18 protein-coding genes are annotated in these 19,217 nt (G+C 42.5%); 6 read left to right on the top strand and 12 right to left on the bottom strand.

The window, feature by feature from the left end:
* Positions 1-38: 38 nt before the first annotated feature.
* The 5 genes from CHF41_RS00615 to leuS all read right to left on the bottom strand — a co-directional run bounded on the left by CHF41_RS00615 (position 39) and on the right by leuS (position 6,111).
* The gene (locus CHF41_RS00615; RefSeq protein WP_119875539.1) at positions 39-773 is read right to left on the bottom strand and encodes an amino acid ABC transporter ATP-binding protein; all 735 of its coding nucleotides are present in this window, start codon (positions 771-773) and stop codon (positions 39-41) included.
* A gap of 13 nt (positions 774-786) precedes the next feature.
* Positions 787-1,446, bottom strand: a complete 660-nt coding sequence (locus tag CHF41_RS00610; protein ID WP_119875538.1) for an amino acid ABC transporter permease — start codon at positions 1,444-1,446, stop codon at positions 787-789.
* Between the two features lie 9 nt (positions 1,447-1,455).
* Positions 1,456-2,262: an amino acid ABC transporter substrate-binding protein gene (locus CHF41_RS00605; protein WP_119875537.1), complete on the bottom strand. Its 807-nt coding sequence runs from the start codon at positions 2,260-2,262 to the stop codon at positions 1,456-1,458.
* A gap of 12 nt (positions 2,263-2,274) precedes the next feature.
* On the bottom strand, positions 2,275-3,414 hold the full coding sequence (locus CHF41_RS00600) for a trans-sulfuration enzyme family protein (RefSeq protein WP_119875536.1): 1,140 nt from the start codon (positions 3,412-3,414) through the stop codon (positions 2,275-2,277).
* A gap of 195 nt (positions 3,415-3,609) precedes the next feature.
* Positions 3,610-6,111 carry a leucine--tRNA ligase gene (leuS, locus tag CHF41_RS00595; protein WP_119875535.1) on the bottom strand — a complete coding sequence of 834 codons (2,502 nt, stop codon included), beginning with the start codon at positions 6,109-6,111 and terminating at the stop codon, positions 3,610-3,612.
* Positions 6,112-6,378: 267 nt separating this feature from the next.
* Between leuS and CHF41_RS00590 the strand changes: the two genes are divergently transcribed.
* Positions 6,379-6,723 carry a hypothetical protein gene (locus CHF41_RS00590; RefSeq protein ID WP_119875534.1) on the top strand — a complete coding sequence of 115 codons (345 nt, stop codon included), beginning with the start codon at positions 6,379-6,381 and terminating at the stop codon, positions 6,721-6,723.
* A gap of 75 nt (positions 6,724-6,798) precedes the next feature.
* Here CHF41_RS00590 and CHF41_RS00585 read toward each other — a convergent pair whose 3' ends face one another.
* Positions 6,799-8,691, bottom strand: a complete 1,893-nt coding sequence (locus CHF41_RS00585) for a M13-type metalloendopeptidase (protein ID WP_119875533.1) — start codon at positions 8,689-8,691, stop codon at positions 6,799-6,801.
* A gap of 225 nt (positions 8,692-8,916) precedes the next feature.
* On the opposite strand from CHF41_RS00585, the gene CHF41_RS00580 reads away from it, so the two are divergent.
* The 4 genes from CHF41_RS00580 to CHF41_RS00565 all read left to right on the top strand — a co-directional run bounded on the left by CHF41_RS00580 (position 8,917) and on the right by CHF41_RS00565 (position 12,528).
* Positions 8,917-9,642, top strand: coding sequence for a metal ABC transporter ATP-binding protein (locus tag CHF41_RS00580; protein ID WP_119875532.1), 726 nt, complete (start codon positions 8,917-8,919; stop codon positions 9,640-9,642).
* Positions 9,639-10,490: a metal ABC transporter permease gene (locus CHF41_RS00575; RefSeq protein ID WP_119875531.1), complete on the top strand. Its 852-nt coding sequence runs from the start codon at positions 9,639-9,641 to the stop codon at positions 10,488-10,490. The genes CHF41_RS00580 and CHF41_RS00575 overlap by 4 nt, the downstream gene beginning before the upstream one ends.
* A 10-nt stretch (positions 10,491-10,500) precedes the next feature.
* The gene (locus tag CHF41_RS00570) at positions 10,501-11,430 is read left to right on the top strand and encodes a metal ABC transporter substrate-binding protein (protein ID WP_119875530.1); all 930 of its coding nucleotides are present in this window, start codon (positions 10,501-10,503) and stop codon (positions 11,428-11,430) included.
* Between the two features lie 450 nt (positions 11,431-11,880).
* The gene (locus tag CHF41_RS00565) at positions 11,881-12,528 is read left to right on the top strand and encodes a metal-dependent transcriptional regulator (protein WP_119875529.1); all 648 of its coding nucleotides are present in this window, start codon (positions 11,881-11,883) and stop codon (positions 12,526-12,528) included.
* A gap of 202 nt (positions 12,529-12,730) precedes the next feature.
* On the opposite strand, the gene dtd is transcribed toward CHF41_RS00565, so the two are convergent.
* The gene (gene dtd / locus CHF41_RS00560; protein WP_119875528.1) at positions 12,731-13,174 is read right to left on the bottom strand and encodes a D-aminoacyl-tRNA deacylase; all 444 of its coding nucleotides are present in this window, start codon (positions 13,172-13,174) and stop codon (positions 12,731-12,733) included.
* A gap of 8 nt (positions 13,175-13,182) precedes the next feature.
* Positions 13,183-15,384 carry a RelA/SpoT family protein gene (locus tag CHF41_RS00555; RefSeq protein WP_119875527.1) on the bottom strand — a complete coding sequence of 734 codons (2,202 nt, stop codon included), beginning with the start codon at positions 15,382-15,384 and terminating at the stop codon, positions 13,183-13,185.
* Between the two features lie 118 nt (positions 15,385-15,502).
* Between CHF41_RS00555 and CHF41_RS00550 the strand changes: the two genes are divergently transcribed.
* The gene (locus CHF41_RS00550) at positions 15,503-16,039 is read left to right on the top strand and encodes an STM3941 family protein (RefSeq protein WP_119875526.1); all 537 of its coding nucleotides are present in this window, start codon (positions 15,503-15,505) and stop codon (positions 16,037-16,039) included.
* 22 nt (positions 16,040-16,061) lie between these two features.
* Here CHF41_RS00550 and CHF41_RS00545 read toward each other — a convergent pair whose 3' ends face one another.
* From CHF41_RS00545 to CHF41_RS00530, 4 genes are read right to left on the bottom strand one after another with little or no spacing between them, the layout of a single operon-like run.
* Positions 16,062-16,805, bottom strand: a complete 744-nt coding sequence (locus CHF41_RS00545; RefSeq protein WP_119875525.1) for a 16S rRNA (uracil(1498)-N(3))-methyltransferase — start codon at positions 16,803-16,805, stop codon at positions 16,062-16,064.
* Positions 16,806-17,750, bottom strand: a complete 945-nt coding sequence (gene prmA / locus CHF41_RS00540) for a 50S ribosomal protein L11 methyltransferase (RefSeq protein ID WP_119875524.1) — start codon at positions 17,748-17,750, stop codon at positions 16,806-16,808.
* A 10-nt stretch (positions 17,751-17,760) separates the two neighbouring features.
* Positions 17,761-18,669, bottom strand: a complete 909-nt coding sequence (locus tag CHF41_RS00535) for a GIY-YIG nuclease family protein (protein WP_119875523.1) — start codon at positions 18,667-18,669, stop codon at positions 17,761-17,763.
* A 2-nt stretch (positions 18,670-18,671) separates the two neighbouring features.
* Entirely contained in the window at positions 18,672-19,142 is a 471-nt protein-coding gene (locus CHF41_RS00530) for a DUF3013 family protein (RefSeq protein ID WP_119875522.1), read from the bottom strand.
* Positions 19,143-19,217: the final 75 nt, after the last annotated feature.

The following is a 19,217-nucleotide window of genomic DNA, read 5'->3' as shown; positions in this document are numbered from 1 at the left end:
TATACCAAAAAGACAAGGAAGCTCCAACTAGAGACGAATTATTGACTAATCCGAGATAAAAATTGTTTGGTCCGTTCTTCCTTAGGAGAATCAAATATGTCTTCAGGACTTCCTTGTTCGATAATCTGACCATTTTCCATAAAAACAACTCTATCAGCCACTTCTCGAGCAAAGCTCATCTCATGGGTTACGACAACCATGGTCATACCTTCTTTGGCTAGCTCAACCATGACGTCTAAGATACCCCCAATCAGCTCTGGATCAAGGGCAGAAGTCGGCTCATCAAAGTAGATCACTGCTGGATTAGTCGCTACAGCACGCGCAATTCCTACCCGTTGCTGCTGACCTCCTGATAATTCACTTGGGTAAGAGCTATACTTGTCTGCAAGCCCCACCTTATCCAGTGCCTTCTTCCCAATCTTCTCCGCCTCGTCCTTCTTATATCCATGTGCAATAATCAAGCCTTCTGTCACATTTTCCAAAGCCGTCTTATTGGCAAAGAGATTATAATTTTGAAAAACAAAACCAGTTTGTTTGCGAATGGCTGCTATTTCCTTCTGCTTAATATGCGACAAATCGTGGGTTTCTTCTCCAAAAATAAGTTGACCACTATCTGCTCGCTCCAAAAAATTCATACAGCGCAACAAGGTTGTCTTTCCAGAACCTGATGGGCCTAAAATAACCGTTACCGTTCCTTGCTCTACCTGCAAATCCACCTCTTGTAAGACCTTGGTAGAGCCAAAGGACATACTAATTTTCTGTACTTCTATCATAGTGCCCCTTCCCTTAGTAAACTTTTAATTTCTTTTCACCATAAGCTTGTAGTTTAGTCAATACCGTTGAAAACAAGAGGTAAATCAAGCCTACTTCACAATACAGCGCAAATGGTTCATAGGTCCTTGCTGCAATTTGTTGGGTCGCCATAAACATCTCTAAGACGGTGATATTGGCCGCTAAGGAAGTATCTTTTACCAGACTAATCAAGGAATTGGACAAGGGTGGAAAGGCCACTCGAAAGGCCTGTGGCAATACAATCCTACGCATGGTCTGCGAAAATGTCATCCCCACACAGTACCCTGCTTCCAATTGTCCTTTAGGAACAGACTCAATCGAAGCTCGAATGGTTTCAGCCGCATAGGCTCCTGTATTGACCGAGAAAACGAAAACAGCTGAGGGAAAGGCATCTAGGACAAGACCTAGGCTCGGTAAACCGTAAAAAATAACATACAACTGGACCAAAAGGGGAGTTCCACGGATTAACCAAATATAAAAACGAGCCACACTCTTTAAAACTGGAATGTGCGCAATTTGCACCAGAGCTGTCAAGACTGCAATCACTAAGCCAAAGACGAAAGAGAGGATTGTTAGTGGAATCGTCACTAACAATCCTGGTATAAGTATCTGGCTAAATGAATCGATTAAAATTTGCCATAATCTATCTGTCATACCTATCCTCTATTTACTTGCTTGTGAAACATCTTCACCAAAGTATTTTTTGGCGAGTTCCGTCAAAACACCTTCTTCTGCCAATTCTTTTAAGGCTTGGTCAATGGCTTTCACTAAATCATCATTTCCTTTTACAACTGGAATGGCTGTTTTTTGAGCCTCCTCTGAGAGAGCAGCTACCTTAATCGGTGCATCTGGATGTTGTTTCACATAATCCAAGTAAGCAACGTTGTCATTTATGGTCAAATCAACACGTTTTGATACCAACAATTCAACTGCTTGTTGGAAACCGTCTACACCAACAATTTCAGCACCGTTGCTTTGTGCCACTTTTGCCCAGTTACTAGTCAAACTATTAGCAGATTTTTTCCCTTTTACATCACCAAATGCCTGAATGTCGGTATTGTCCTTAGAGGTAATCAATGCCCCATAGATGTAGGTATAAGGAGTCGAAAAATCGTATTTCTCCTTCCGTTCATCTGTGATTCCGACTTGATTGGCAATAATGTCAAAGCGCCCCGCATCTAGTCCTGCAATAATCGAATCCCATTCTGTTTCCACAAATTCAGCTTTTACACCGAGTTTTTCTGCAACTTTTTCCGCAACTTCAACATCGTAACCGACTAATTTACCACTTTTATCATGATAGGTATAGGGAGAATAGGTGCCTTCTGTTCCAACTTTCAGAACACCTCTTTCCTTAATTTGTTCCAACAAACTACTGTTTGCAGCTGCCTGTTTTTGAGGCGTAGTGCCACACGCTACCAATACGACACTAGCGACAATACTTGCAATCCATACAACGACTTTTTTCATCTTTCTTCTCCTTTATCTTTTAGCCTTTTCAAAGGCTTGTTTTATATCATCAATCAAATCCTTACTCGCTTCAATTCCAACCGCTAAGCGCAAGAGATTGGTCCGAATCCCAATGCTTTCTTGTAAGGCTACACTATAGGATTCATGGGTCATGGTTGCTGGACGACAAATCAACGATTCGACACCACCCAAGCTAACCGCAAAACCAAAGAAGGTCAACGACTGAACAAAAATATCCAACTCATACACTTCCTCATCCAATAGGAACGATAGAACTCCACCATGACCACTTGCCTGTTCTTCTTGAATAGCATGACCCGGATGATTTGGAAGTCCTGTGTAAAATACCTGAACCCCCTCCTGTTGCTCAAGGTATTCTGCTACTAACTGGGCATTTTCTTGGTGTTTATCTAAGCGTAGGGGCAAGGTCTTTATTCCTCTTGATAATAAGAAGGCATCAAAAGGGCTGAGAATAGCACCTAATAGCTTGTGGGCAACTTTCAATCGCGGATAGAGATCCTCTCGATTGGTGACCACCAAGCCCGCCAAAATATCTGAATGACCTGCATAATACTTGGTCGCTGAGTAGACGACAATATCTGCTCCAAAGTCAAGCGGTCGTTGCAGGTAAGAGGTCATAAATGTATTATCCACAATCACGAGTAAGCCTTGTGCCTTGGCTCGTTGAATCACCTGTTTCAAATCCGTCACATGAAGAAGGGGATTGGTCGGTGTTTCAAGAAAAATGGCTTTGACATTCGCAGACACTTGTGAAAAATCATATTGGTTAAAATCCGCAACTAATTCATAGGAAAGATTGCGGCTTTCAAATAATTCATTGACAAACTGCCAAGTTCCACCATAGACATTGTCAGATAGAAGAATGCTATCTCCGCTATTTAGCAACTCAAAGGCAATCGCTGTTGCAGCCATGCCGGTAGAAGTCGCTAGTGCATACTTCGCTCCCTCCAAGTCAGCTACCTGTTTCTCTACGACAGCACGTGTTGGGTTAGCACTTCTGCTATAGACAAATTCCCCAAATCGTTCAACATCTTCTTGCAGGAAGGTAGAGGAAAGATAAACTGGATAGGTCACTGCACCTTTTCCTGTATCATCAACTTGACCATGAATCGCTTTTGTACTATATTCCATTACACCCTCCTTCCTTTGGTATTGCTTATCATACCATGCGATTTCTGTCTTGACTAATACATATTTTCTATCACCGTGATTAGGGAATTTTATGATAGCGCATCCTCTCTTCTAATTGACTGCCTGTTCAAGCCAAACAAAAACCAGCTTCTGTGATAGCACGAGAAGCTAGTTTTTACGGTTATAGTCTTTTCATTATTTCACAACGATATTGACTAGTTTATTTGGTACAGCAATGACTTTTACGATGTCTTTGCCCGCAATTTCTGCTTGGATTTTTTCATCCGCAAGAGCTGCAGCTTCCAATTCCTCACGAGAGAGGTCTTTGGCAACAACTAATTTGGCACGAACCTTACCTTTGATTTGGACAACGATTTCAATCTCATCTTCCACTAGGAAGGCCTCGTCATAAACTGGCCATGGAACATAGGAAATTCCCTCACTTGAACCAGTTACGATTTGCCACAGTTCTTCTGCCAAATGCGGTGCAAATGGAGCGATTAATTGAACAAAACCTTTTGCATAGTCAGCATAGAGTGCCTCTTCTTTGTTGGCACTATTGACAAAAATCATGAGTTGGGCAATCGCCGTATTGAACTTGAGGGTCTCAATCTGCTCTGTTACAGCTTTCACCGTTTCATGGTAAACCTTGTCCAAGTTGCCATTATTTTCTGCTACAATATCTTTGGAAGTTATCAAGCGGTAGACACGGTCGAGGAATTTCCGACTGCCTTCTAAGCCTTCTTCACTCCAAGCAATCGAAGCGTCAAGCGGTCCCATAAACATTTCATAGACACGAAGGGTATCGGCACCATATTGTGCCACCACGTCATCTGGATTGACAACGTTTTTGAGGGATTTAGACATCTTGGCAGGGGCTTGTTCTAATTCTTCTCCTGTTTCAATGTTAAAGAAGGAACCATCTCGTTTTTCCACCTTATCAGTTGCCACAAGAGCTCCACGACCATCTCGGTAGCTTGTTCCTAAAATCATCCCTTGGTTAAAAAGCTTTTGGAACGGCTCCTTGGTTGGTACGACACCAAGATCATAGAGGAATTTGTGCCAGAAACGTGCGTAGAGGAGGTGAAGTACCGCATGCTCTGCACCACCAATATAGATATCTACTGGCAACCAAGCCTTCAGCAAGTCTTCATCTGCCAGTTTTTCTGTATTGTGCGGATCAATGTAGCGGAGGTAATACCAGCTTGAACCTGCCCATTGTGGCATGGTATTAGTCTCACGGCGGCCTTTGACACCATCTTCACGTATCACTTCAAGCCAATCTGTCAAATTAGCAAGTGGACTTTCTCCTGTACCAGACGGCTTAATGTCGCTTGTTTTTGGCAAGACAAGTGGCAAGTCACTTTCTGGAACAGCTGTTGACGTTCCATCTTCCCAATGAATAATCGGAATCGGCTCTCCCCAGTAACGCTGACGACTAAAGAGCCAGTCACGCAAGCGATAGGTCACCTTTTCCTCACCAACACCTGCTTCTTCTAACCAAGAAATAATTTTTTCAATCGCGTCTGCCTTATTCAATCCATTCAGAAAATCAGAATTGATGTGTAAACCGTCTTCTGTATAGGCAGCTTCTGTGACATCACCACCTTCGATGACTGCTACAATTGGCAAGTCAAAGGTTTTGGCAAATTCCCAGTCACGACTATCATGCGCAGGTACTGCCATCACCGCACCTGTCCCATAGCTGGCTAGCACATAGTCCGCAATCCAGATTGGAATTTCTTGACCATTGACTGGATTGATTGCATAGGCACCTGTCCAGACACCTGTTTTTTCCTTGGCAAGATCCGTCCGAGCAAGGTCTGATTTGAGACTGGCTTGGTGCTTGTAGTCTGCAACGACTTGAGCCTGTTCAGCTGTCGTAATCAAGTCTACCAGTTCATGCTCAGGTGCAAGAACCGCAAAGGTTGCCCCGAAAAGAGTATCTGGTCGAGTGGTAAAGACAGTGAAAGTCTGATCCGTACCTTTAATAGTAAAGGTGACATTTGCTCCTGTTGATTTTCCAATCCAGTTGCGTTGCATATCCTTGATAGACTCTGGCCAGTCCAAATCTTCCAAGTCGGTCAAAAGACGCTCTGCATAGGCTGTAATTTTTAGCATCCATTGACGCATGGGTTTTCGAACAACAGGATATCCTCCACGCTCAGAAGTTCCATCAGGCAAGACTTCTTCATTGGCAATAGCTGTTCCCAACTCTTCAACCCAGTTAACCGGTACTTCAGCCTCGTAAGCCAAACCTTTTTCGTACAATTTCGTGAAAATCCACTGGGTCCACTTGTAGTAACCTGGATCCGTTGTATTGACTTCTCGGTCCCAATCGTAGGAAAACCCTAGCGCATTGATTTGGCGTTTGAAATTAGCAATATTTTGCGCTGTAAATTCTGCTGGGTCATTTCCTGTATCCATAGCATATTGCTCAGCAGGTAAACCAAAAGCATCCCAGCCCATTGGGTGAAGGACATTGTAGCCTTGGGCACGCTTATAGCGGCTTAAAATGTCTGTGGCTGTATAACCTTCTGGGTGGCCAACGTGAAGACCAGCTCCACTTGGATATGGAAACATATCAAGGGCATAGAAATTTGGTTTTTCTTTATCTGTACCTGTCTTAAAGGTGTGATGTTCTGCCCAGTATTTTTGCCACTTAGGCTCAATCGCTCCATGATTGTAAAAACTCATAGCTATTTCTCTCCAATTTTGTATGATATTCCCATTATACCATTTTGTAGGGCATTTGCGATAGAAGACGAGATAGAAAATTCAGGATTTTCTTGATTTCTCATATTGAAAGCGATATACTAAAGAAAAAAGGTTTGTTTGCTGATTGGACATCTTTCTGTCATTTTCTAACCAGATCCCATTTCCCTAATAGCGAGCCAGCGGACTGTTTTTTACAATTTTATCCATGAAAAATGATTTCTATAAGAAAAAAATGAAGGTATCACCATGAAAAAGGAACTATTTTACTATTGGGAACATTTCTGCCTGCTAAACGCCTTGTTATGTGGAGCCATTGCCCTAACCATGCTCATCTTTCCACATATACAGCCAACCTTGCATTTCTCACCTTTCGCTAATTTCTTTACTTTTCCGCTGGTTGTCAACCGCAAAATGAAAACCAAGCTCCGCTATCGTTTCTTCATCGCTATCAGCCTGATTTTCATTTTGGAGCCAATTTGGAACACAATCTCAGCAGAACCCATTCATCCAACACCACTCTTCTACTTCCTAGCCAGTCTCGCATTGAGCTTACTTGCTCTAGGAAATTATCTCTATCTAAAACGAAGCTAGGCAAATAGTAAAACCGCATACAATCAAGTTCTAGAAGACACTGATTGTATGCGGTTTTACTATTTGAAGATGTTTTTACCAAATCACCACGCGGTCTTCTGGTTTGCGCCACATGTCATCTTCTTCTCTTACTTCAAAGGTCTCAAAGAATTCTGCAAAGTTTGGCACTTGGAGATTGACACGCAGTTTAGCAGGTCCGTGAACATCAACACTTGCTAACAACTGCATATACTCTGTCCGTGCCTTCATGCGCCAGATACGCCCCCAGTTGGTGAAGAATTCTTCTGCTGAGAAATCCTCATCGCGTTTTGCAGCCTCGAGTGCTGCGGCAAGTCCGCCCAGGTCTGCCACGTTTTCAGATACCGTCAATTTCCCATTGACCTTAGCCCCATAAGAATCTTGTCCTTCAAAAAGATCGACGACTTTTTGCGTTTTTTCTTTGAAGGCTGCATAATCTTCCTCAGTCCACCAGTTTTTCAAGCTACCATTTTCATCAAAGGAAGCCCCATTGGTATCAAAAGCATGCGAAATTTCGTGGGCAATTACTGCGCCGATCCCCCCATAGTTTTCAGAAGATGTTTGCTCCAATGAATAGAAGGGCGCTTGTAAAATGGCTGCTGGAAAGACGATTTTGTTTTGCTGTGGACTGTAGTAGGCGTTGACCATGTGGGCTGGCATACCCCATTCGCTGTCATCCACAGGCTGATTCCATTTGCTCCATGAATACTTGATAGATAACTCTTTCAAGAACTGCGCATTTTCAAGGAGAGAAAGATTCTCATCAATAACCTTGTCATAATATCGCTCTGGCAATTTCTCAGGATAACCGATATAGGGTTTGATGACCCCAAGTTTGACAATGGCTTGTCGCTTGGTTTCTTCTGTTAACCAATCATTTGCTGCCAAGCGCTCTTTATAAACCTCAATCATGGTAGCAACTTTGTGCTCCACATCAGCTTTGGCTTCCGGTGAGAATTTTTCACCCGCATACCATAAGCCCAAGGCTTGGTCAAATGGAGCTTGAGCCAAGTAAAAAGCTGCTTTTTCCTTATTTTGTGCCTCTGGCGTACCTGATAAGGCCCGCCCATAAGCTCCTGACAAGACCCTGATTTCATCTGTCACGTAAGCTGTCACCGAACCAACTGCATTGACAAGTAAGCTCGCTTTTAAATACTCCCAATTCCCTTCGCAGTAAAAATCCTTGGCAGCTTCCCAGAAACGAGGATTTTCCACAATAATCTTGTCTGGGACTTGACCCATGACCTGCATAAAGAAACTGTCTAACGGAAGCGTTGGAACAAGTGCTGCAAAATCCGCAAATGCATACGGATGATAGAGTTTGACATACTCCGATTGCTCTTCGTTTGACAGAACGATGTTTGCCACACGCGCATCCAACTCTTCCACTTTATCTAATAAATCCGTAATTTCTTCATCTGAAAAGTCAAATTTGCGAAGCACATCTGTCTCTGACTGACGCCAAAGAGCCAATAACTCTGCTTTTTGTGGGTGGTCTTCTGCATAGTAGGTCGTATCTGGTAAGATAGTGCTTGGCTCACCTGCCCAAAGGACATTGGTCTTAGCATCCATAAAGTCAGGCGCAATGCCAAACGGCAGACCATTTGGTTTTCCGGCCAATTCAAATGCAGCCATTTTTTCCACAAAATCTGCAAAAGACTGAAGATTTTTATATTCTTCAATCAAAGAAAGAGCTGGCGCAATACCATCTGCTTCTCTTTTTTCATGGTCTGCTGCTAAGCGGTGGTATTTGATAAAATTTTGAAGCACGCTGTCTTCAGGAGCTTCTTCACCTTTTAACCACTTGGCTGTTGTTGACAGCATCAAGTCCTCAATCTCATCATGCAAGTCGATAAAACCGCCTGTTACAGGCTTGTCATTTGGAATAACAGCTGTTTCTGCCCAACTACCATTGATTGCTTCATAAAAATCATCTTGTAACCGTACCATATGCTACCTCTTTTCTTTTCTTTTTTCTATCTATATGATAGCAGAAAGCCAAAAAAATTGCAGATATTTCCTCACATTTTCCCTGATTTGCACTAAAAAATTAGAAAATGCTCACATACCTCACTTTCTGCCTTTTGAAATTGAAAAAAATGTTATTTTTTAAAAAAATTAACTTGACTTAATTTTTAAATTAAGGTATATTAAAAAATATACGAGGTATGAATGATGATCGAAATAGAACAACTCAGTGTCCGCTACCATCAGGTATTAGCGCTGGACGCAATCAATTTACGGATCCAAGGTCCGACTATTACAGGAATTTTAGGGCCAAATGGAGCGGGGAAATCAACTTTATTGAAGGCCATGCTCCATATTATTGACCATGACGGAAAAACAATCCTAGACGGCAAGGATATTCGTAAGCAGCGTGGAAAGATTGCCTACGTTGAGCAAAAAGCTGCGATTGACTTTACCTTTCCAATTACCGTTAAAGAATGTGTATCACTAGGTCTTTATCCTAAAATTACATTTTTTGAACGCCTAAAAACGAGCCACTGGAAAAAGGTTGAAACAGCTCTTGATTTAGTTGGCTTGAAAGAGTACGCTGACCGTCAAATTAGCGAGCTTTCCGGTGGGCAATTCCAACGCGTTCTCATCGCACGTTGCTTAGTACAGGAAGCAGATTACATCTTTCTGGATGAACCATTCGTAGGAATTGATTCTGTCAGCGAAGAAATCATAATGACCACGCTTAGACAGCTCAAGGCAGAAGGAAAAACCATTCTAATCGTCCACCATGATTTGGACAAGGTCAAACACTATTTTGACCACGTGCTTCTTCTAAACCGTAAACTCATTGCCTTTGGAAAAACAGAGACTACCTTCACCAAGAAGAATCTCCAAGTAGCCTATGGCAATCATGTGATACTAATGGAGGATGAAGCAAAATGATTCAAGAATTTATCGAGGGCTTGCATAGCTTTCACTTTCTGCAAAATGCTGTGGTGACCGCCATTGTCATTGGTATTGTCGCTGGAGCTGTTGGTTGCTTTATTATCTTACGGGGCTTGTCACTCATGGGAGATGCAATTTCTCATGCCGTTTTACCAGGCGTTGCTCTTTCTTATATCTTAGGCATTAACTTTTTCATCGGTGCGATTGCCTTTGGCCTTCTCGCATCGGTCATGATTACATATATCAAGGGAAATAGTATTATCAAGAGCGATACCGCTATCGGAATTACCTTCTCAGCCTTTTTGGCTCTAGGGGTTATTCTCATCGGTGTAGCCAATAGCTCGACTGATTTATTTCATATTTTATTTGGGAATATCTTGGCCGTACAAGATGTGGATAAATGGATTACAATTGGCGTCGCCATTTTCGTTCTTCTAGTCATTCTCTTCTTCTTTAAGCCACTCTTGATAACCTCTTTTGACCCCTTACTTGCAAAATCCATGGGCATGCCAGTTAATGCATACCATTATCTACTCATGATTTTGCTGACCTTGGTTTCGGTCACAGCCATGCAAAGTGTCGGAACCATTCTCATTGTTGCCATGCTGATTACACCAGCCGCTACTGCCTATCTCTATGCAAACAGTCTTAAAACCATGATTTTCCTATCCTCCACCTTGGGAGCTCTTGCTTCTATTGTTGGACTCTTTATCGGATATAGTTTTAATATTGCCGCGGGTTCCAGTATCGTGCTGACTTCAGCCACTTTCTTTTTGATAAGCTTTCTTTTTGCCCCAAAACAGGGAATCTTGATGCGCTACATCAAAAAGTCGTCTCATTCATAAGGAGAACTTAATGAAAAAACTCTCTATCTTAGCCCTTGCAGTCTTTGCAATTTTTGGGCTTGCAGCTTGCTCAACCAGTAGCAACAAAACAGCCGAACACGGCAAATTAAAGGTTGTCACAACCAATTCCATCATTGCCGATATGACCAAAAATATTGCAGGGGATAAAATTGATTTGCACAGTATCGTACCCGTTGGGCAAGATCCTCACGAATACGAACCCTTACCTGAAGATGTGAAAAAGACATCTCAAGCAGACCTTATTTTCTACAACGGTATTAACCTTGAGACCGGTGGAAATGCTTGGTTCACAAAATTAGTCCAGAATGCTAAGAAAACAGAAAACAAAGATTATTTTGCAGTGAGCGATGGCGTTGAAGTCATCTACCTTGAAGGACAAAATGAAAAAGGTAAGGAAGACCCGCATGCTTGGCTTAACCTAGAAAACGGTATGATTTATGCCCAAAATATTGCCAAACAATTGATTGCCAAAGACCCTGACAACAAGGAAACCTACGAAAAAAACTTAGCTACCTATCTTGAAAAACTCAGCACTCTCGACAAGGAAGCCAAAGAAAAATTCAACAACATTCCTGCTGAAAAGAAAATGATTGTCACTAGTGAAGGATGTTTCAAATACTTCTCTAAAGCCTACCAAGTCCCATCTGCTTACATTTGGGAAATCAACACAGAAGAAGAAGGCACTCCTGACCAAATCAAGAGTTTAGTAGAAAAACTACGCCAAACCAAGGTTTCTTCCCTCTTTGTTGAAAGCAGTGTTGACGATCGTCCAATGAAAACTGTCTCAAAAGATACCAATATCCCGATTTATGAAAAAATCTTCACAGACTCTGTCGCTGAAGAAGGAGAAGAAGGAGACAGCTACTACGCCATGATGAAATGGAATTTGGACAAAATCGCAGAAGGCTTAGCAAAATAGTTTATTGGCCTGTTCCTCGAGTGATGAGCCTAGCAAGGTTATATAGTGGATTGAGAACGGACGTTCATCAAAGCGACTGAACGATGTCCTAACCTTTATTCAATTCACTATAAGCATCATTCATTCGATCCTAGTTGGCATCATCAGCCGAACATACCTCTTATAGCTTCTCTCCTTGATAGAGCTGTTTCACTCCTTGGAACATCCCTTATACTCTTTGAACATCTAACGATAATTGCTTCACAGACTATTCCCAATACCTGCCACGAGCAATTCTATCAGAGATCCATATTCATAGAGTAGGCATTTGATCAAACCCCTCTTTTGCTGGAGCCTTGTCTCCTAGTGAAATAGGAGTTTGATTTTTTACTCATTCTGATATGTAATCAGGTTTCTTACTTTTCAGCCTAATTTTTGTTATACTAGATATAATGATAGAGAGGATAACAAATGACTCCTAATAAAGAAGATTATTTAAAGTGCATCTACGAAATTAGTACACGCACTCCCAAAATTACCAATAAAGAAATCGCTGAAAAGATGCAGGTCTCACCGCCTGCTGTAACTGAAATGGCCAAGCGAATGATTGAAGAAAAGCTGATTCAAAAAGATAAACAGGCTGGCTATCTCCTTACTCCACTAGGACACCAAACTATTGCGCGCCTTTACCGCAAACACCGCCTGATAGAGGTCTTTCTCCTTGAACACCTTGGCTATACCACCAATCAGCTCCACGAAGAAGCTGAAGTGTTGGAACATACTGTGTCTGATTACTTTATTGATCAACTAGATACCTTCCTAGGAGCCCCTCAGACTTGTCCACACGGTGGCACGATTCCCCAAAAAGATCAGCTCTTAACCGAGCAATACCAACAAACCCTAGAAGAAGTCACACAGCCTGGAAATTATCAATTGGTGCGTATCCATGATTCTTTCCCACTCCTTCAGTACCTAGAGCAGGTTGATTTAGCTATAAATGATACCTTCACCGTGCAACAAATCGATACCTTCACCCAAAACATTCTGATTGAATGCAAGAACCAACGAATTGCCATTCCCTTTGCTATTGCCAAAGAATTATACATCGAAATACAGTAAAAGACCTAGAACCCGTTCTTTAAAACGCCCGTCTAGGTCTTTTCTTTATTCATTTATAACTGATTGTAATACTCTATAAAAATCAAAATCTGACTAGGCAACAAAATCGTAGCTAGAACTGAAGTTCAGCAAGGTGAGTTAACGACGCCAGACTTTGATTTTTGACGAGTATAAAATCTGCTATTTGGATAATCAATCCGTATTATCTATCCTTAGTGTCCAGTAAAATCGTAACTGGACCGTCATTGACAAGCGAAACCTGCATATCCGCCGCAAAGATTCCTGTCTGGACAGGAACAAATTGATTTAGTGCCTGATTCAAGGCCTTATAGAGGTCATTTGCAAGATCTGGCGCAGCAGCTCCTGTAAAGGCTGGACGATTCCCTTTTTTCGTATTCGCAAATAAGGTAAACTGCGAAATGGATAAGATTTGCCCCTCAATATCTTGCACAGAGCGGTTCATTTTTCCTTCTTCATCAGAAAAAATCCGCATATTAGCAATCTTTCTGACTGCATAGTCTACATCTTCTTTGCAATCATCAGGTCCAACACCGACTAGTAAAAGGAGCCCTTGCTGAATGTGACCGTGAACTTTTCCGTCAATCGCTACAGAAGCCTCACTCACTCGCTGGATGACTAGTTTCATATTCTTACCTACCCATTTGTCCGTTTGACCGAATACACTTCTGGCACAGACTTAATCTTATCCACAACGCTGGTCAAGGTTGCTAGATTTGGAATCCCAAAGGAGACGTGAATGGTCGCAAATTTCATATCCTTTGTCGGTTGCGCATTGACAGAAGAGATATTCTTGCTCGAATTGGTCAAGACTTTTAAGACATCGTTGAGAAGACCTGAGCGGTTGAGACCATAAATATCAATATTGGCCATATATTCCTTACTGGATGGCTCATCTTCCCACGATACATCAATCAGACGTACTTCATAGTTTTCCTGACTTTTCAGGTTCATACAGTCCGCACGGTGAACTGCCACACCGCGTCCTTTTGTAATGTAGCCTGTAATCTCATCACCTGGTACTGGATTACAACACTTGGCAAGGCGAATCAAGAGCCCAGAAGCCCCTTCTATGACAACCCCACCTTCGTGGCGAATCTTTAGACTATCCTTATTGTCTTGTTTAACTTCTCCACCATTCACCAATTCATCTGCTACCGCTTTTGCCTTGGCCCGTTCTGCTTCTCTGCGCTCTTTTTCTGTTAAACGGTTAAAGACAGCCATGGCAGAAATTTCTCCGAAGCCAACAGCTGCAAAAAGAGCATCATCTGTCTTATAACTTGTTTTTTGTAGGACATCATCTAGGTGCTTGCGGTCAAGATACTGATTGGCCACATAACCGTGCTCTTGTAAGAGCGTTTGCACCATTTCACGCCCCTTGGTAATGGATAGTTCCTTGTCTTGGTTTTTGAAAAATTGACGGATTTTATTTCGCGCCTTATGGGTTTTAACCAAATTGACCCAGTCACGACTAGGACCAAAAGAATTGGCACTTGTGATAATCTCGACTTGGTCACCTGTTTTTAGCTTGGTTGTCAAAGGCACCATACGGCCATTGACCTTGGCTCCTGTGGCCTTCTCTCCAATCTTAGTATGAATTTCATAGGCAAAGTCAATTGGCACCGAATCTTTTGGAAGTTCCCTCACCGATCCGTCTGGTGTAAAGACATAGATTCGTTCTGTAAAAATATCGTCTTTTACAGAATCAACAAAGGTCTGCGCATCTCCTGCATCTGCCTGCAATTCAATTAAATTATTGATCCATTTGAGCTCCTGCTGGCTAGCCATAGCCTTGCCCCCGCGCTTATAGGCCCAGTGCGCTGCAACCCCATATTCTGCCACCTGGTGCATCTCTGCTGTTCGAATTTGAAATTCAATCGGCCCCTTAGGACCATAAACTGTCGTATGAATTGACTGATAACCATTTGCCTTAGGATTTGCAATATAATCCTTAAATCGCCCCGGCATCGGACGCCACAACTCATGGATATACCCCAACATCGCGTACACATCACTTGGTGTTTCCATAATACAGCGAATGGCAATCAAATCATAAAGTTGATCAAAACGCTTCTTCTTGTCGTGCATTTTCCGATAAATCGAATAAATGTGCTTGGGACGACCATAGATATGCCCATGGAGATGATGTTCACTCGCAAATTCACGAATCTTATCGACTACCTCATTAACCAAGGCTTCCCGTTCCCTACGCTTTTCCGTCATGAGATGCGTAATCTTGTAAAATTCCGTCTCATTCAGATAGCGAAAGGCCATATCTTCCAATTCCCACTTGATGGAAGAGATCCCCAAACGGTGGGCGAGCGGTGCATAGATTTCCATTGTTTCACGTGAAATGCGCTCTTGCTTTTCTTTACGCAGATGCTTCAAGGTCCGCATATTGTGCAAACGGTCTGCCAGTTTGACCAAGATGACACGCATGTCCTTAGACATAGCAATCAACATCTTGCGATGATTTTCAGCCAACTGTTCTTCATGCGACTTGTACTCAACCTTACCGAGCTTGGTCACGCCGTCTACAATCATGCGTACATCAGAGCCGAACTCTGCTTCCATTTCATCTAGTGTAATATCGGTATCTTCGACCACATCATGCAAAAAGCCACACGCAACCGTCACCGCATCAAGTTGCAAACCGGCCAAAATCCCCGCCACCTGAATCGGGTGGATAATGTAAGGCTCGCCTGATTGACGAAACTGCTGACTATGCGCTTCAACGGCATAATCCAGCGCCTTGCGAACAAAGGCTACATCCTCTTCCGGCATATACTGGGCCGTCAGAGCAATGACATCTTCTCCTGTTAGATTGATTTCTTTCATATTCTCTTCCTTTTCCTGCCGTTTATTGTTCCTATTTTACCATTTTAGCTAAAAAAGAAAAAGGCTCAAACCCTATCTTTATGCTATAATAAATAAAAATACTCTAAAGGAGAAAGCCATGAACCAACCAATCATTGTGACAAGCAAGAAAAGCCGCTATTGTGTCTTGAGTATCCTTTCCTTATTTATGACCTTGCTATCAGGCCTCTGCATTTTTGCCTATTCTAGTGAGCTACACCTTCCCATTCTGTCCTTGGTGTTCATTTTGGTTGGTGTGATTGGAGTTGCTTTTTTCGGCTGGTCCTTTGCGTTTTATACAAAACGCATCTTTGCTAAACAACTCCCTCCCATTCTCATCGTTGATGATACGGGCATAACAGACAAGTCTTCTGCCATTGCGATTGGCTTTATTCCGTGGGAGGATATCATGTATATCCACCTCCAACCCCATCTCAATCAGACTTATATCTCTGTTACCCTAGCAGACAACGACAAGTATTTGGCAAAGATGAATGCTTTTCAAAAATATAGTTCCAAGGCAAACCTCAAAATGGGCTTCCCCTTGATTAACATCATCTTGACAACTAGCAGCCAAACTCCTCAACAGGTTTACTACGCGATTCTTCATCAATACGGAGATAAGTTTATACAATAAAAAACTTGCAAGCGCAAGTTTTTTATTGTTGCATTTCTAAAGCAAAACTCACTGCTGATAGAGCATAGAGCGGAGCGGTTTCTGCTCGCATAATACGTGGACCAAGACCGACCTTGTGGCCGCCTTTTGTTTCAAATTGTGCGACTTCATCAAGCGACAATCCACCTTCAGGCCCAAAGATAAAAAGAATCTTTTCACCGCCTCTAAGGTTTGATAGAACTTCTACCAAAGCCGCCCGCTCACCTGCCTTAGCCGACTCTTCATAGGCAATCAGAATCCTATCAAACTGATTAAGCGCCGCTAGAAATTCCGCCTTACTAGCAAATACATTCACCTCAGGCACTCGATTACGCTTACTCTGCTCTGCCGCACCAAGAGCGATTTTCTGCAGTTTTTCAACTTTTTTTGCAATCTTTTTGCCGTCCCACTTGACTACCGACCAATCCGCTGGAAAGCCCCAGAGCTGACTTGCACCTAGCTCTGTCGTTTTCTGGGCGAGAAATTCTAATTTGTCCCCTTTTGGAAAACCGCAGGCAATCGTCACCTCGACTGGTAATTCAACCTGGTCTTTCAATGCGTCCAGCACCTCAAAACGGTGTTTCTCTTCATCAGCCACACGCGCCAAGCGCTTGATACCATCATCAAAGACGAGCACCACTTGGTCATCTTTTGCCAGCCGCATGACTTGAAACATGTGCTTAATCGTATCCCTGTCCTCAATAACAAGGCTTGAGACTGCCTCACCTTTTACAAAATACTGCTGCATCTAGCCTCCTATGACACCTGAGATGTCCTGTGTTTTTTTCAAAACAAGAGCATTCCATTCCCCTTGAGTCATCTGGGTTTCCAAGAAGAAGCCTGCACGATAGGCTGCTTCTAATACCATATCCAACTTGTCCGCAATAATCCCACTCATAATCAGATACCCTTCGTCTTTCAGCAAACGATAAGCGTCATCTGTCAAATACACCAGAATATCTGCCAAAATATTGGCTACAATGACATTTGCCTCAAGTTCTACGCCACGAAGCAAATCTCCTGTTTGTACCGTGATATTGTCCGTATGCGCATTGAGATCAATGTTCTCCTGAGCGACCCGCACCGCAACCTCATCAAGGTCATAGGCATAAATCTCCCCCGCACCTAGAAGAGAACTCGCAATCGAAAGCACACCGCTTCCTGTTCCCACATCTAGCACCCGCTCGCCACCTCGCAAAACTTGCTCAAGGGCAAACAAGCTCATCTTGGTGGTCGGATGCGTCCCCGTTCCAAAGGCCATCCCAGGATCGAGCCGAATCACCTTCTCACCCACTGTCGCCTCATAGTCCGTCCAAGATGGCACAATGGTCAAGTCGTGGGTAATCCGCGCCGGCTCGTAGTATTTCTTCCAGTTGTCCGCCCAGTCTTCTTCTTCCAAGGACTGTTCCTCCAAGCGAACCGTATTTGGATCTAAAAAGTCACTAACTTCTTTCAAACGCTCAAGGAGGCGCTCCTTTATATCTTCAATTGCTAAATTTTCTGGATAGTAAGCAACAATCGTAATTCGGTCTGATTGCTCCTTTTCAGGCACAATCTCACCAAACAAATCCTCCTTGTCCAGATAATCTGCCGTATCTTCAATCGCAACGCCCTGTGCTCCCAGCTCAATCAAGAGATTGGATACAATCTCCTCACCTTCTCGCTCAAGCTCTACCCGTAATTCCTGCCACATAGTCTCTCCTTTACTTGCTGATTTCTTGTTCCTCTAGTTCTTTCAAGCTGAGCCCCACTTGGTTTTTCCATTCTGTCCGTCCGTTCGCACTCATACCAAGTACAAACATAGCTGCTGTTGAAGCACTATTGAAAAGTTGATTTTGTTGCAAAATGCCATCTTGAATCACATTCCTTTTCACCAACTCTTCTCTTAGTTCCTTCACCGATTCAGAAAGATGAGGAGCGTCAATTAGATCCACCATACTGCCTTTTAAGACGACAAACCCTTCCGTAGTTCGCTTGCAGGTCGCTTGAATTTGCTGCTTGGATTTCTTTGTCCTTCGTTTCAAATGAAGCAGTTGCTCGTCTTCCTGCTGTTTTTCAGAAAAGACAGATTCTTTCCGAATAATCGGTACAAATAGCTTATAGCCTAATGTCCCAATAATCATCGTCGCATATTCAATAATTTCGTCTAACTCCGCTTGCTTCTCTTCTGTCACATGACCTGGATTAGGCTCATTACCATTTTTAACGATAAATCGCCCAGCTTCCTTGGCAAGGTTGGTAAACGAATTTTCCAAATAGCTAATTTCAGTTGAACCGAATGAATTGTTTTGCGTTGTCAAAATAATGACATCGTTGAAATAATCGGCATGAGAGTCTCTAGTATGCTCCTGCACACGCAATAGGACACCTTCACCATTTTTCCGAGTGGTTGCTTGGCCAATATAAGTAATATCTTGTTGGGTCTCATCGTCCTTGCCAAACAAAAAATAAATGCCGCTTTGTTTCAATTCGTCCCGTTCTTTGAGGGTCGCAAGTTGAATGCGAGGAATTTTATACAGGACTCCTGTCCAATTGGACAAGGTGCACTTCATTCTCCCTGTAACATCTCCATCCATTAGAAAAATATTGATATTTTTACTACGATGATACATCTCTAATACCTCGGATAAGGGTGAAAATCTCCCTCTTTAAGAGCAACTCTGCCATTTTCAAAAGCCTCTTTATCCCAGACAATCGCAAATTCTTCTGCCTCATCATCTGCCAAAAAGTCCATTAAATCATCCAGTCCTTTTTCAGCTGTTTCTGCCAAAAATCCGACAAAATAAGCCAAAAACTCACTGGATAAGCCTTTTTTCTGCTCATAAGGAATAGTCGCTAAATACTCCTCTTCCTTAACGGTTGATTTTAAAGGATTATAAAATAAGACTGCCTCTTCAAAGAAGATATCTTCTGTTGTCCGAATCCCCTCATCATCAACTGTTTCAATACCTGCCTGATTTTCCACTTCTAACAGAAAAGCGACCTCCACCACATGATTTTTCTTATCCCAATTGATTTCAAAATCGTATGGAAAATCCTTCTCCATTTTCTGGTCCAACACATCTAAAAATCCGTACTTACTCATCTTGCCTCACTTTGCTGTATTTATGATAGAATATATAGATAAGTGTAACACAAAACCAAGTAAAAAGATAGGACA

Origin of the sequence: Streptococcus respiraculi, from assembly GCF_003595525.1 — a bacterium.
Taxonomy (GTDB): domain Bacteria; phylum Bacillota; class Bacilli; order Lactobacillales; family Streptococcaceae; genus Streptococcus; species Streptococcus respiraculi.
This window is presented reverse-complemented; position numbering and strand designations above follow the sequence as displayed.

Excerpts from the sequence above, each read along its gene's own strand:
- CHF41_RS00575 (WP_119875531.1), top strand. The coding sequence starts at position 9,639 with ATGATTCAAGAATTTATCGAGGGCTTGCATAGCTTTCACTTTCTGCAA.
- CHF41_RS00535 (WP_119875523.1), bottom strand. The coding sequence starts at position 18,669 with ATGTATCATCGTAGTAAAAATATCAATATTTTTCTAATGGATGGAGAT.
- CHF41_RS00545 (WP_119875525.1), bottom strand. The coding sequence starts at position 16,805 with ATGCAGCAGTATTTTGTAAAAGGTGAGGCAGTCTCAAGCCTTGTTATT.
- CHF41_RS00570 (WP_119875530.1), top strand. The coding sequence starts at position 10,501 with ATGAAAAAACTCTCTATCTTAGCCCTTGCAGTCTTTGCAATTTTTGGG.
- CHF41_RS00600 (WP_119875536.1), bottom strand. The coding sequence starts at position 3,414 with ATGGAATATAGTACAAAAGCGATTCATGGTCAAGTTGATGATACAGGA.
- CHF41_RS00615 (WP_119875539.1), bottom strand. The coding sequence starts at position 773 with ATGATAGAAGTACAGAAAATTAGTATGTCCTTTGGCTCTACCAAGGTC.
- CHF41_RS00585 (WP_119875533.1), bottom strand. The coding sequence starts at position 8,691 with ATGGTACGGTTACAAGATGATTTTTATGAAGCAATCAATGGTAGTTGG.
- CHF41_RS00550 (WP_119875526.1), top strand. The coding sequence starts at position 15,503 with ATGAACCAACCAATCATTGTGACAAGCAAGAAAAGCCGCTATTGTGTC.
- CHF41_RS00610 (WP_119875538.1), bottom strand. The coding sequence starts at position 1,446 with ATGACAGATAGATTATGGCAAATTTTAATCGATTCATTTAGCCAGATA.
- dtd (WP_119875528.1), bottom strand. The coding sequence starts at position 13,174 with ATGAAACTAGTCATCCAGCGAGTGAGTGAGGCTTCTGTAGCGATTGAC.
- CHF41_RS00590 (WP_119875534.1), top strand. The coding sequence starts at position 6,379 with ATGAAAAAGGAACTATTTTACTATTGGGAACATTTCTGCCTGCTAAAC.
- CHF41_RS00580 (WP_119875532.1), top strand. The coding sequence starts at position 8,917 with ATGATCGAAATAGAACAACTCAGTGTCCGCTACCATCAGGTATTAGCG.
- CHF41_RS00530 (WP_119875522.1), bottom strand. The coding sequence starts at position 19,142 with ATGAGTAAGTACGGATTTTTAGATGTGTTGGACCAGAAAATGGAGAAG.
- leuS (WP_119875535.1), bottom strand. The coding sequence starts at position 6,111 with ATGAGTTTTTACAATCATGGAGCGATTGAGCCTAAGTGGCAAAAATAC.
- CHF41_RS00555 (WP_119875527.1), bottom strand. The coding sequence starts at position 15,384 with ATGAAAGAAATCAATCTAACAGGAGAAGATGTCATTGCTCTGACGGCC.
- CHF41_RS00605 (WP_119875537.1), bottom strand. The coding sequence starts at position 2,262 with ATGAAAAAAGTCGTTGTATGGATTGCAAGTATTGTCGCTAGTGTCGTA.
- prmA (WP_119875524.1), bottom strand. The coding sequence starts at position 17,750 with ATGTGGCAGGAATTACGGGTAGAGCTTGAGCGAGAAGGTGAGGAGATT.
- CHF41_RS00565 (WP_119875529.1), top strand. The coding sequence starts at position 11,881 with ATGACTCCTAATAAAGAAGATTATTTAAAGTGCATCTACGAAATTAGT.